Origin of the sequence: Pelagimonas sp., assembly GCF_050633425.1 — a bacterium.
GTDB lineage: Bacteria > Pseudomonadota > Alphaproteobacteria > Rhodobacterales > Rhodobacteraceae > Pelagimonas.
The window spans coordinates 14335-26065 of the sequence record NZ_JBOEGM010000010.1 but is presented as its reverse complement, the minus strand read 5'-3'; the positions used below and the strand labels follow the sequence as shown (position 1 = coordinate 26065).

Here is an 11731-nt window from a genome sequence, read left to right as displayed (position 1 = left end):
ATGTGCCAGATGTTAACAACGTGATGCGCGGGAAGATTGTTGAACATCGCATGGCCTCGACCTTTCCCTCATCAACCGATCGCACACTTGAAACGGAGGTTTGTGATGACGCTGCAAATGTCCGGTCCACTCCATAAAACGGACCCTTGGAACACTGGCAGAAACGAATGCAACGCGGGACAGATCAGTCTTTGGGTTCTGGTACTTTGCTGAAGCATGTACCGTTCGACCCTGAGGCCGGTTACTGGCGGGGTTATGGATAAGATTCAGATTCCCACACACTTTGTGTCAAAGAACCCTGAGATTCACACACAGTCCCCGACTGACTGATGCGATATGCCACTATGTTTGCTTAGTCAAAGGAACCGGCACGACCCGTACTCATCCAATTGAACTTAGATCTGTTTGGTCTGGGCGGTTTCGCCTCGCAACAATGAATACACGCTGGGAAGCTCAGCGGCAATATGATCGCTTAAGGCGCGAACTTTTGCGTTGTCACGAAGTTCCGCGTGACGCAGCAACCATAAATCTTGACGCGGTACGAACTCTGGCTCGCTAATCCTAACGAGTTCGGGGTCGGGGTCGCACAGAACGCATGGGAGCATAACGATCCCCAAACCGGAACGGCAGGCAACCTGTTGTGTTCTCATATCGGTGATACGTATGTTCGTTGGAAGCGACCTGAAGGGCGTGCTTTTTTTCCACGTTTCAGAGGAGACGTCCGGGCTGAAACTAATCCAACCGGCTCCTTCGAAAGCAGGGTCTGCCTTCAATTTCTTGAAGTAATCGTGTGAGGCGTAAATCGCGCGAGCGGTATGAGTAAGTTTACGGCCGATCAAATGATCACTTGGGCTTTCACCAAAGCGAAGAGCCAGATCAGCCTCCCTACGATCGAGGTCCGAAAGTGAAAAACTTGTAATCAAGCGCAAGTCGATATTCGGGTGTTTCGTACGAAAACCATTCAGTATTTCAAGGATTGGCGGAACTGATAGTACATCGCCAGTCGATAAGACCACGGGCCCGGATAGTTCCTGATTTCTGCCAAATGTGCGCCGCTCAAGGGATAACATTTCCTCTTCAATGTTACGGGCGGTATTCAGTATCTCCTGGCCTGAGTTTGTAACTTGTAACTTGCCATTTATTCGAAGGTACAGTGGCGCTTCCGCTATTGAACTTAAGGCATCCAGCCTACGAGCAACTGTTGAATGACTTATGCCAAGCACCTCAGCAGCACGCCGAGTCGATCCGGTCCTTAAGAACAACAAAAATAGTCTTAGATCATTCCAGTCACTTTGTATCATTCATGATCCAATGCGTATCAAATGGGCTGATTGAGGGCATATTTTGTTACTAGTAGATTCATAGCAGTCGAGCAAGCACCGTCGAAAAACGTCAGCTTCTCGGACGAAATCAATGCAAGGAGCACTGCATATGACCTACATTCTCGTTGATATTTTGCCCCTCAAAGAGGGCAAAACCGTACCTGAGGCCTTGGCCTATTTTGAAAAGGTGAAACCTGCGATGGAACGCCATGGGCTTAAGCGACTTGATGCCCCTCTCGAAGCTCACAAAATTCTGCGAGGGACCCAAGCTGCAAATCTGGTTAACCTATTTGAGACAGAGGATCCTGAGGTGTCGATGAAAGGCATGGCCGCAGACTCCGAGTATCAAGCCAACGTACCACTTCGCGATACAATCTTTGATCTGGAAAACGCGTCGATTGTCCTTACTTCGCGATATGAAGTTAGGTAGGGGCGGGAACTTTTCGGGTTATTCATCGATTTAAGGTGGATCTAATCCGATCCGGACAGATTGGTGATCTCGGTTCGAACTCGTCGATTTGATGGACACGCCATTAGCATGGTGATGAAGGCATGAAGAAAAACTACCCCCGAAACAGTTTACGGGGGTAGTTTCAGCCACTTAAACATATCGCGATTTGACCCCTTGTGCTTCATTGGAAGCATCAAAAATTCGCGCTAGAAAAACGGCATATTTAGCGCGCAATTGCCATTGAGTGAACTCCGCGCGTCACGGGGATTGAGCGCTCGGTTTTCACCAGGTGTGTGGTGCTCGCGTCCAATGGGTCTGTTTCAATCCGCCAAAAATCAATGGATCCACCGACCTTCCTGTCGTCGAAGTGGTCATAATTGGCAACGGCAATGTAGCGGCTTGAGTTATCAAAGACAGCTGCTTCTGGTAAAATCCCATCGTATGCAAAGTCAGCGACCTTTTCCAGTTGCCCTGTTGTTGAATCGAGGTGCACCAAGGTCAGAGAGCTATACCAAGTAATACGGGGATCATTGTAAGGCAGGTAACTGCGTTCAAGGTTTGTCGTTACAACCCACTTGCCATCGGGGCTAACGGCCAGCCCCTCGGGGGAGACACCGGTCTTGATTGTGCTCACCATTGCGTGGCGCACTTTCCCTTCGGTGGTGTCGGCGTTCATTCTAACAGTAAGAACCGATCCTCTCGGTGCTTCTATCCAGCGACCTGCAATATCGTTCCCCCAGTACACCGCATTTACGACCACGTGTTGGCCATCGGGAGTGAACTCGGCTCTAAACGGCGCTTTTTCAATACCGACAACATTGCCAATTACCTCCACATCTAAGGTCTCACCCACTTCGGCAAATCGAAGGGTTGCACCGGTCTCATCAAGTATTGCTAAGATATTCCGCTGGGGATGCCAGTCCACATCGATCATACGATCCGTGTTCTTCCATCCAGGGACATCTGGGAATACGGGTTCACCCAAAGTTCCTTCTCTAAAGGGGAACAAAGCCAATGGGGAAGTCGCCCCGCCACCATTGTTGTGAAAGGTTACTGCGATCAAGCTGCCGTCGTGGTTTACTCGAATTGCATCAGGCCGGAGGGGGATTTTTGTTTGGCTTATCAAGGTGGGGGCAGTGGGATCCTTCATGTCAAAGACCTGAAGTAGGTCGCCTGGACTTAAGTCGCTGAACCGCGCATCTGTCATTGTATCCGGGCGGGCCGTCCATGTTTCGATGACGAATGCATACTTACCGTCTGGTGTGATGTCCAAGGAGGCGGGCGGTCCAGCTACAGAATTTGAAGCAGGGACTTCAACAGCTCTTAGGTCACTGGGGTCGTGCGATAGCTGTACGATGGAAAGGGTGTCATGCCCTTCATTCGGACCGAGACGCCCGTCGACGTAGGCTGATGCCACCATGTCAGCGTCCGAAACCGATGCGATGTACTGACCTTCGAAGTTCATTGGGGCCTGCTGGTCGCGTGGGGTATCTTGGCCAACGGCAGCATGCGCAAGAAAAGTGGCTCCCAAGATTAGAGCTGTTCTCAATGTGTAAGTGTGTTTCATGAAGAGGTCCGTTTTTCTGGTGAGTCAGAAAACCCGGGGAACTGTGTCCGATATGAGAAGCAAACGTCTAAGAGAAAACTTTACCTCAGTCCCTAGGTCGATGAACCACCGACATAGTCCAACGATGAGGCAGGTATAATAAGTGTAAAATGGGAAGCACTATTACCTCACGGCAATAATATATACTTGCAATCTGCCGGTAACATGCGGAGATCTTAGCTCTCGATGATCCTTCGAGGCGGTGTATAGACGTTACTGAAGGGCGACCAATCTATCCAAGGACACCCATGCCGCCAATCTCCAGAAAATACTGGGGGCTGGGATTCAAGCCATGTCTGTTACTCTTCAAGATTGTTATGGCTCGGGGAAAACCGTGCGTGGAAGAATGCGCTCGCGTCGACGTTCAAAGCATCCGCCAACTGTTCTAACTTATCTATTGTTGTCGATGACTTGGCCAGCTCAATTGAGCTCATGTAGCTGCGATCAATGTTAGCTATATGTGCAAGTTCTTCTTGGCTTAGTTCTTTTGAGCGCCTTAAGTTCTGAATGTTCAACCCCACCCTTTCGCGAAGCTTCATGGTCCGCATTCGACCAGACTATTTGGGGGTTAAGTTGTGGATCTCGAAAACCATAGAAAACGCGATCCTTTGATTTTGGGCACATGGCTTCCATGGGGTGAACTGCTACCTCTGTCTCAACAGTTAAAATTGGACGACCGTGTAATGGAGTGGCGAGATTGGGACCGAAATCCGGCCGTCCGCGTTAGATAGAGTCTTCCTCATGACCACGCATGAATCGTGTGTCTGATGAGACATACCTCGGGCGGGACAAATTAGGTGTGTCATCATTCTTGCCAAATGAAGTGGTCCTTTCGGGCAAAACGGCGAAACTCAAGAAATCAATTAATGTGCAATCAATTGTAAAATTTTGCTCAGTGAACTCTCGATATAGATTGACACCGTAAGATGTAATATGCCTCTGGGGAGAATAATTATTGCCAAGAGGTAACAATGCGGACTGAAGGTCTCACTGAGTTTTTATCAGTTGCACGTACTGGAAATTTCACAAGGGCTGCCGAGGCACTGGACTTGTCGGTCGCCCATGTCAGTCGACAAGTCGCAGCGCTAGAGCGGCGCTTAGGAACTCGGCTGTTTGAGCGCAGTACCCGTTCGGTCCAGCTGACTTCAGCGGGGGAGCGCCTCAGATCTAGGGTCGAGGTTATCGACGATGCGTTGGAGGACGCACTTGCAACGACGTCGGCCGAAAGTCATGCGCTATCCGGAAAAATAAGGATTGCGTCCCTATCAGGGACATTTGCAGAAGAGGTTGTCACTCCGACTTTGCTGGATTTGGTTGACCAATACCCGATGCTAGATATTGAAATCGATTTCGAGGTTAGGCATGTCGATCTTATTCGAGAGGGTTACGATCTAGCTATTCGCAGTGGACCTATGAGAGAGAGTGAGCTGGTTGCGTTACCGTTGGCCCGTCGTCGTTTCGTTGCCGCCGCTTCACCTTGCTATCTAGCAAAATTTGCTGCTCCGAAACACCCGAGTGAATTGATTAACCATTCATGCATACGGGTTCGAGACGACCAATGGGTTTTCGATGATCAAGGCACAACTTTGGCCGTTCCCATTAAGTCTCGTATCAAACTAAACACTGGCCCGGCATTGGCCGAGGCATGTCGCCGAGGATTGGGTATAGCCTATATGGCAAGTACAGGGTTTGAAACGCTTTTCGCGGCCAGACAGATATTGCCAGTCCTTCAACCTTTCTGGCGCACGGAAATGTCTATCTATGCAGTTCGGGCACACAGAAGTTATGTGCCAGCCCGCGTGCGCTTGATTATGGAGCGCTTGCAGCAAGCCGCGTCCGATTTTGAGCATAGAGATGAAAAATGGGTGAGCCAGCTTAAGTAGCCTTTAGAGTGCTAGTTCTTGGTCTTTGCATTCTTTGGGTATCAGACCGCCTTTGCTCAAAGGTATCGTGTCATTCAATTTGGCTCAGGCGAAAAACGCCCCAAAATACTGTCTGCAATTGTGGCTGCCATCTTGGTGGCTGTATCCTCTTCAGTCCAACCACAGTCGTTGGTCAGAAGGCCCCAGATCTGAACGCTACTTTGGGCCCAAAGGTATTGGGCCGCTGTTTCAGAGGTCCAGCTTTCATGCAAGGCGTTATCTTGCTTGAGGCTGTGGGTCAGATCAAGCAGCCAATCTCTAAGGTCAGCCATACGGTCCTCCCACGCTGCGGCCGCTTCTTTGTCTGTTGCGCGTAGTCGGATCAGTTCGCTCGCAACAGGGTAAATTTTCGGTACGAATTCCAACCAAGCATCGAGAGTTTTCTTCAACCGTTCTCTTGGGTCCTGGAGCTTTAGAGCTTCGTCGAACTCAGTTTTTATCCCAAACCGCTGATCGGCGCGGCGAACCAACGCGATAAGCAAGCCGCCACGAGTTCCGAAGTGAAGGTAAACGTTCTGACGGCTAACGCCCGCGCTTTTTGCGATTTCGGCGATCGAAACGTCAGCCCCTCTCTGAGAGACGAGGTCCCATGCTTTGTCCAGTATTTCGATTTGGGTCAGCTTGCCCCGCATGTTTCTTGACACGTGTAACGATTCCATTTTATTGACACACGTCAAGTAAAGGGAGTTTCCTATGACCGTCAATGAAACATTGAACAAATTGCTTACGCTATATGGAGATGGAGGTGATGCGCCGACAAAGGAGCAATGGTTGCGCGTTGTTGAGCGCGAACCCGCCCGTTCATTCGCTCTGGTCAATTTTTTCAAATTTAACAAAGTAGCCGATTACCGATCTGCTAACGCCGAAGCCGTTTCAGGAGATGTCGCGTTTCAAAGATATGCGGATGTCAGTATCCCCAGTATGCAAAAAGCAGGGGGCGAGTTTCTTCTGGTTGCGCCTTTTGCAGGTAGCTTGCTAGGCGAAGACCAAGACTGGGATCTTGTCGCCATTGGGAAGTACCCCAACCTTCAGGCCTTTTTAGATTTGTATTTGAATCCTGAATACGTGGACGCATTCGTACACCGAACTGCCGCGGTCGAACGGCAAACGGTTGTGGTAACAGAGCTGTAGTGCTGGATAGAAACTAGGAGTGCTGGAGATCCGCGCTCTTAGTTTTTTCTTTGGTAATTGTCCGGAAGAAACCTAGCCGTCATCGTGTCCATGCGCTCTACGACTTTCATCAAGACTAAAGTGAAAAACTACTCGAGCATGCGAGGTATTTCGCAACTGGCCTCTTTTACAAATGAAGTTTGAAATGTCACACTAAGCATCAAGCCTGCTTCCACTTGGCACATCGTTTTCTTCGAACTGAAGGCTAGTTGAGTGATATTTTCCCCGTAAAATCAACGGGAAAAATACTACGAGGGTTGGGCAAGCTAGCGCGTCTCTAGCGCACCCGTCAAATTGGCTGCAGAGGTGGTTCGGCAGGTTGGATTCGCCTTGCGATAAGTGCTGCAATAACGGCCACGCTGCCGCCGCTTACTCCAATCAAATCTGCGCCGGAATAGCTAATTGCGAGCCCGCCGAGTGCAATGCCACCTGCCTGGCCGAGGAACAACATTGATCCATTTATGGCCATTGCAATTGTAACAGAGGCTCCGCTTTCCATCGCAAGCCGTGTTTGGACAATGGGGGCGATGGCGAACAATGCGGCTGATCCAAACAAAATCACCAGAGACAGGAGGGCCACCTGAACGATTTGTGCGAATCCTGTGTGAAACAACCCAAACATCGCAAGCTGTGTCAGAGCAATTGCGAACAACAGCGCAGGTAATATGGCCGTTCCGTACTTTTGCGCCAGACGTGCGCCAATCAGCAACCCAACCAAACTGCCCACGCCAATCAGCGCTTGCATTGCGCCCGTTCCCAATGTGCCAAGGCCAGCAGCACCCAGTGACAGTTGAGCAATGTAGCCCACAGTCGCAAATGAGGCCGCAAAAGATAAAAAGGTAACACCAAACAAGTTGGGGAAAGGAGGCCGTGTCATGGAGAGTGATTTGGTAGCAGGTGCGACACTGAAAGGTGCCGGTTTGGGGATAGCGATTTGAACCAATAGCGCGACCGCCACGCAAAAGGCTGCCGCCAACCAGAACCCAGCTTGCCAGCCAAACGCGGATCCGACTAAACCGCCGATTGGAACACCAATCATGAAGGCAAGGGAGTTTCCAGCAAAGACCGCTGCAAGCGCTTTGGGGCGCTCCTGATCATTGACGAGTAGAACCGCCACAGTGGATGCAATTGGTAGGGTCAATGCACCTACAGCCCCTGCAAATACGCGCAGCACCACCAATGTCGTAAAGCTGGTCCCAAGCGCGGTCAGGGCATTGGCCATTGCGAGGAGGAGCAAAATACCAACGAGCAAAGGCTTTCGACCCATACCCGAGAACATAGGGGCCAATACCGGTCCAGCCAGTGCGCAAGTCATGGCAAAAATGCTTTACAGCTGTCCAACGCTTGCAACTGAAACGCCCAACTCTGTCGCCATGGGTTCCAACAAGCCAGAAACCAGATAAGCACCAGTTCCGAATGCAAACGGGGCAAGCATCAAGATGAAAAGTTTCATTGGATGTCTCCCTGTTCGGTCTGTGATTTTGAAGTTTTTATTGCGCAGGTTGAAGTTGCCCGCACATGTAGAGCAGTGTCTTTACCTCGGATTTCTGCAGTAAGACGCATGGAGGCGGAATCAATCTCGTCGACCTGGGCAACAAGTTCATAAACACCTGCCACGTTTAGCAATGGACGCAGAAATGTAGTGGTCATTTTCCGGGTCACTATGGTCTGCTTCGGAGGGAGACGTGTTAACCCAGCTAGGTACATTCCGCTGTCCAATACACCGGACAGCCAGCCGCCATGCGCCATTCCGTTTGGGTTCAAGAACTTTGGTTCAAGTGTGACCGAGGCAAAAATTGTTCCCTCGGTCCATCTAGTTAGCTCTATGGGAAAAGTTTGGGCGATCTTTGGTGCAGAAATCTGCCCGGATGCCAGGCCTTGAACGACCTCGGCTCCTGAAAGATCCGCAGTGCTTTGAGCGTTTTCCATATGTTACCTTTGAGTTGATTAGAAGCGGGCGACGTGATACTCCAGTCATATGCATGGATAATATATGCATATGACTGGAGTCAACGAGGTATGCTATATGACCCGACTTGAACTTTCGCCCGAGGCCCAGGAAGCTCTGGCAGGGGGATGCTATTGCCTGGCCGCTCGAAGACTGGCCCGCCGTATCACGCGTCTATATGATGAAAAACTTGTTGGCTGCGATTTGACGATCAGCCAGTTTGGGCAGCTGCTACTTATCGCGGAAAATCCCGAAATCACTGTGCAAGATCTTGCAGACGCCTTTGATTTAAATCAGTCAGCCTTGTCGCGCGGCTTGCAGCCTATGCAGACAAAAGGGTGGATTTCGTCGCGATCTCATAGCGTGGACAAAAGAAAACGCATTTTGTCACTGACGACCGATGGGTTGGCACAAGTAAACAAAGCTTCTGCGCTGTGGAAAGAAGCTCAGGAGGAAATGGAAAGCCAAAACAGTGATCAAAACTTGGTGGGGCTGGCACGTGAAATGACCGAGCTGAAATTTCGTTAGGACGCAAAGATTCGGAAAATGCAAATGCATTGCAATCGACCTTCGCAGTGCTTGTCGATGGATCATTGGTTGTAGCAAACTGAAGCGGCCCTAGGTTTGCGGAGGTCTAAATTGGCTTAGCTTGGTCGATCGCGCGGCAAAGCCGATAAAGCCTGTGCTGGTACGCTATAGGGGGGGGATGCGGGGCCCATCGCTGCTTGCTTCACTTGGGCAGCAAATAGTTTCGCAAACGCACGCTATCTTCCGCGCCGAAAAGAAACCGTAACGAGATCAATATGGTGACCTGGACTTGTATGATCGGAGTTACCCCGATGCCTGTTTCTGCCACTTTTACCACAATCGAGAGGGATGATGTGGTGGGGGCGCATCCGTTAAATGAAATAATGCGTTTCGCCACCGTCAGTATGGTGCTTGGAATAGGCACTTCTTGAGTTGCTATTTGGGCATGGAACGGGGCTAGAGTTTGGCGGTCCACTAGTCTGCTAGGGCAGCTCATTGTTGTGGATAATGATGGCGTTGTTTTCCGGTAGCCTTTTTCAGTAGGCCTGACATATGCCAAGGTCGTTGCGTGCGCTGGTCTTTGGGTATCCAAATGGCGCGCGCAGTGCAATTATATACCAGTGCGACCCGTACAGCAAAAAGAGCGAACTTGGCGGCTTAGAAATGCACCTTCTCTAGAGAAATAAGGAACATTTGCGGAAAGCAGGGTCTTTGGATGTGCTTGAATTGTTTGTTTTGTACATGTATGTATAAAATTCTGATCGAGCTGTCTAGTTCAAGCTCTGACCACTCGATCTATTGAGCAAGACTGGAAAGTTCATGAACATCAATTTTTTTACACCCTTGAGTTTGTTCGTTTTCGCAACAACCCTCTGGGCATCGTCGGACACCGCAACTGAGCGCTATGGAGAAAGGTTCGTAGCCTATGCTCAAGTCAACCGAACGGATGGAACTTACCGCCGCATGTTGACTACGCCTGATGTTCTAGAAACGGTTCAAAATGGACTTCCTCTCCCTGACGGGACGCGAGTGTTGATGGAAACCTATTACTCTGAGGGTGAAATCAGTACGGTCTTCCACAAACAAAAGGTTGATGGACGCTGGCAGTATGGTTCGTTCAATGGGGATGTTGACCTATCCACGCGGCCACAGGCGTCATGTTTGTCGTGTCACGCTCAAGCCGCAGAAACTGATTTCACCTTTACCAGACCCGCACTTGAAGGCGCATCGCAATTCGGTTTGTCCCACTTCCTATGCGACAAACCGGGGCGAGCTCCTTGCGCCCTTGAGGTCTACCGAAGAGAACGTACGCAATGAAGCAATACTATAGTCTACCGGTTCGCCTGTGCCATTGGGCAACCCTGATCCTCGTTGCAGTACAGGTCTCAGCAGTCATGCTAAACAAGTTAGTGTATGACACTCACCCAATACTCTCTGAAACTTTAGTTCAGACTCACATCTCCCTCGGAGGGCTTATTTTCATCGTTACGTTTGTTCGACTCGGAGCTAGGATTTTCAATCCAGCTCCGGCTCTCCCGTCGAAAGCAGTACTGCGCTGGGGAGCGATTGTCGCCCATGCGTCTCTGTATATCTGTTTGTTTATCCTACCCGTGACCGGGTACTTAAGACTGGCCGCACTTGGTTTTGAATTCGAAATATTTGGAATAATTTCACTGCCTGTAATCGAGTTGAACACATCCCTTGCAGCATTCGCCACGCGGTCGCATAGAATTTGTTCAATTGCATTTATTACGCTGGTCTCTGCGCACGTCGCGGCGGCTGCGTTGCACCAAATGCTAGACGGCAATGCGGTTTTGTCGCGGATGGGGTTTAAGCAATCTTAGCGTGGTTCGCCGCGATCTCAGTCTTCGTTTTTCGCCAAAAGTGTGCGAACCCGAACAGCAAGCCGATATGTAGAATTGTGTTTGGAATAAATGACATTGGATTTCCGTAAACGCCGGTGAAATACGCGATAGGATCAATCGGCAAAATGAACAACTGAATCATGGCATTCGCGAAAAGAATACTTACCATAGTTGGGGAGGCACTGTCCGCTCTGACCATAAAGTTGAGGATACCGACGCCCAAAAGAAATGCCCCAGCTGTTCTGGCCATAACCAGTGCAGCGCCGCTTGCAGTTGCCGCCTTCATTTCGACGAGCAGGATCATCGGAAAAAACAGGGCGATTGACCCAATCGAACAAGCGATAAAAGCGGCGAAGGTAAGGAATTGTTTTTGAGACATTTTTTCGATCTGTTGTGAAAGGTGCTTGGATGCACGTCGCGCCAGAGAAGAGGCAGGATGGTCCGTTGGCCGGACCGCCCCCAGCTTTCTAGGACAGGCGTGCTGTGGCTTTGATTTCCAGCAAAAGCGCCGGATCGGCCAGAGTAACGACGCCAACCGCCGTCCAGTTTGGGTAGGGCGCAGCGGGGAACACCTTTTGCTTTGCGGCGGCAAAGGTGTCGAAATAGGTGTGCATATCGATATGAAACGACGTGATGTCGACAATGCTGTTGAAACCCACACCGGCGGCGCTGAGAACCGTGCCCAAATTGTCGAAAGCCTGCTGGAATTGCGCGGCCGGGTCGGCAAGTGCTGCGCCCTCATCATCAACGCCAACTTGACCGGAGATAAACAAGAAACCTCCGCTTTTGATAGCGGCTGAATAGCCATAGGCCTCGTAGTTTGCTTGTTTGTTTTCTGGAAAAACGGCTTCAATCATTGGGCTTCTCATTTCTATACACTTGCATGGAATCAATTCCTATGCGACTGTATTGAAAAAGT

Annotated in this window: 15 protein-coding genes; 6 read left to right on the top strand and 9 right to left on the bottom strand. The window is 50.2% G+C overall.

What is annotated here, in order from left to right; translation table 11 throughout:
* Nucleotides 1-395: 395 nt before the first annotated feature.
* On the bottom strand, nucleotides 396-1301 hold the full coding sequence (locus tag ACRBB0_RS08660; RefSeq protein WP_431374027.1) for a LysR family transcriptional regulator: 906 nt from the start codon (nucleotides 1299-1301) through the stop codon (nucleotides 396-398).
* A gap of 130 nt (nucleotides 1302-1431) precedes the next feature.
* Between ACRBB0_RS08660 and ACRBB0_RS08655 the strand changes: the two genes are divergently transcribed.
* Nucleotides 1432-1752: a hypothetical protein gene (locus ACRBB0_RS08655; RefSeq protein WP_431374026.1), complete on the top strand. Its 321-nt coding sequence runs from the start codon at nucleotides 1432-1434 to the stop codon at nucleotides 1750-1752.
* A 244-nt stretch (nucleotides 1753-1996) separates the two neighbouring features.
* Here the strand turns inward: ACRBB0_RS08655 and ACRBB0_RS08650 are convergent, their stop codons facing one another.
* Both ACRBB0_RS08650 and ACRBB0_RS08645 read right to left on the bottom strand, forming a co-directional pair.
* Nucleotides 1997-3340, bottom strand: a complete 1344-nt coding sequence (locus ACRBB0_RS08650) for a hypothetical protein (RefSeq protein ID WP_431374025.1) — start codon at nucleotides 3338-3340, stop codon at nucleotides 1997-1999.
* Nucleotides 3341-3678: 338 nt separating this feature from the next.
* On the bottom strand, nucleotides 3679-3918 hold the full coding sequence (locus tag ACRBB0_RS08645; RefSeq protein WP_431374024.1) for a helix-turn-helix domain-containing protein: 240 nt from the start codon (nucleotides 3916-3918) through the stop codon (nucleotides 3679-3681).
* A 432-nt stretch (nucleotides 3919-4350) separates the two neighbouring features.
* On the opposite strand from ACRBB0_RS08645, the gene ACRBB0_RS08640 reads away from it, so the two are divergent.
* Nucleotides 4351-5262: a LysR family transcriptional regulator gene (locus tag ACRBB0_RS08640; protein ID WP_431374023.1), complete on the top strand. Its 912-nt coding sequence runs from the start codon at nucleotides 4351-4353 to the stop codon at nucleotides 5260-5262.
* Nucleotides 5263-5336: 74 nt separating this feature from the next.
* Here the strand turns inward: ACRBB0_RS08640 and ACRBB0_RS08635 are convergent, their stop codons facing one another.
* Nucleotides 5337-5945 carry a TetR/AcrR family transcriptional regulator gene (locus tag ACRBB0_RS08635; protein ID WP_431374022.1) on the bottom strand — a complete coding sequence of 203 codons (609 nt, stop codon included), beginning with the start codon at nucleotides 5943-5945 and terminating at the stop codon, nucleotides 5337-5339.
* A 49-nt stretch (nucleotides 5946-5994) separates the two neighbouring features.
* Here ACRBB0_RS08635 and ACRBB0_RS08630 point away from each other — a divergent pair, with 49 nt between their 5' ends.
* Nucleotides 5995-6432 carry a DUF1330 domain-containing protein gene (locus ACRBB0_RS08630; RefSeq protein WP_431374021.1) on the top strand — a complete coding sequence of 146 codons (438 nt, stop codon included), beginning with the start codon at nucleotides 5995-5997 and terminating at the stop codon, nucleotides 6430-6432.
* A 328-nt stretch (nucleotides 6433-6760) separates the two neighbouring features.
* On the opposite strand, the gene ACRBB0_RS08625 is transcribed toward ACRBB0_RS08630, so the two are convergent.
* Genes ACRBB0_RS08625 through ACRBB0_RS08615 form a run of 3 tightly spaced genes read right to left on the bottom strand, consistent with a single transcriptional unit; the run spans nucleotide 6761 to nucleotide 8400 of the window.
* A complete protein-coding gene (locus ACRBB0_RS08625) occupies nucleotides 6761-7786 on the bottom strand; it encodes an MFS transporter (protein ID WP_431374020.1) in 1026 nt (341 codons plus the stop codon).
* Nucleotides 7787-7798: 12 nt separating this feature from the next.
* On the bottom strand, nucleotides 7799-7924 hold the full coding sequence (locus tag ACRBB0_RS08620; RefSeq protein ID WP_431374019.1) for a hypothetical protein: 126 nt from the start codon (nucleotides 7922-7924) through the stop codon (nucleotides 7799-7801).
* The gene (locus tag ACRBB0_RS08615) at nucleotides 7921-8400 is read right to left on the bottom strand and encodes a PaaI family thioesterase (RefSeq protein ID WP_431374018.1); all 480 of its coding nucleotides are present in this window, start codon (nucleotides 8398-8400) and stop codon (nucleotides 7921-7923) included. Before ACRBB0_RS08615 ends, ACRBB0_RS08620 begins: the two co-directional genes overlap by 4 nt.
* A 64-nt stretch (nucleotides 8401-8464) precedes the next feature.
* On the opposite strand from ACRBB0_RS08615, the gene ACRBB0_RS08610 reads away from it, so the two are divergent.
* From ACRBB0_RS08610 to ACRBB0_RS08600, 3 genes are all read left to right on the top strand, one after another.
* A complete protein-coding gene (locus tag ACRBB0_RS08610; protein ID WP_431374017.1) occupies nucleotides 8465-8947 on the top strand; it encodes a MarR family winged helix-turn-helix transcriptional regulator in 483 nt (160 codons plus the stop codon).
* Nucleotides 8948-9766: 819 nt separating this feature from the next.
* Nucleotides 9767-10264 carry a cytochrome P460 family protein gene (locus tag ACRBB0_RS08605; RefSeq protein ID WP_431374016.1) on the top strand — a complete coding sequence of 166 codons (498 nt, stop codon included), beginning with the start codon at nucleotides 9767-9769 and terminating at the stop codon, nucleotides 10262-10264.
* The gene (locus ACRBB0_RS08600; RefSeq protein ID WP_431374015.1) at nucleotides 10261-10791 is read left to right on the top strand and encodes a cytochrome b; all 531 of its coding nucleotides are present in this window, start codon (nucleotides 10261-10263) and stop codon (nucleotides 10789-10791) included. Before ACRBB0_RS08605 ends, ACRBB0_RS08600 begins: the two co-directional genes overlap by 4 nt.
* Here ACRBB0_RS08600 and ACRBB0_RS08595 read toward each other — a convergent pair.
* Nucleotides 10778-11191, bottom strand: a complete 414-nt coding sequence (locus ACRBB0_RS08595) for a hypothetical protein (protein ID WP_431374014.1) — start codon at nucleotides 11189-11191, stop codon at nucleotides 10778-10780. The genes ACRBB0_RS08600 and ACRBB0_RS08595 overlap by 14 nt on opposite strands.
* Before the next feature lie 88 nt (nucleotides 11192-11279).
* Nucleotides 11280-11669, bottom strand: coding sequence for a RidA family protein (locus ACRBB0_RS08590; RefSeq protein WP_431374013.1), 390 nt, complete (start codon nucleotides 11667-11669; stop codon nucleotides 11280-11282).
* Nucleotides 11670-11731 lie beyond the last annotated feature (62 nt).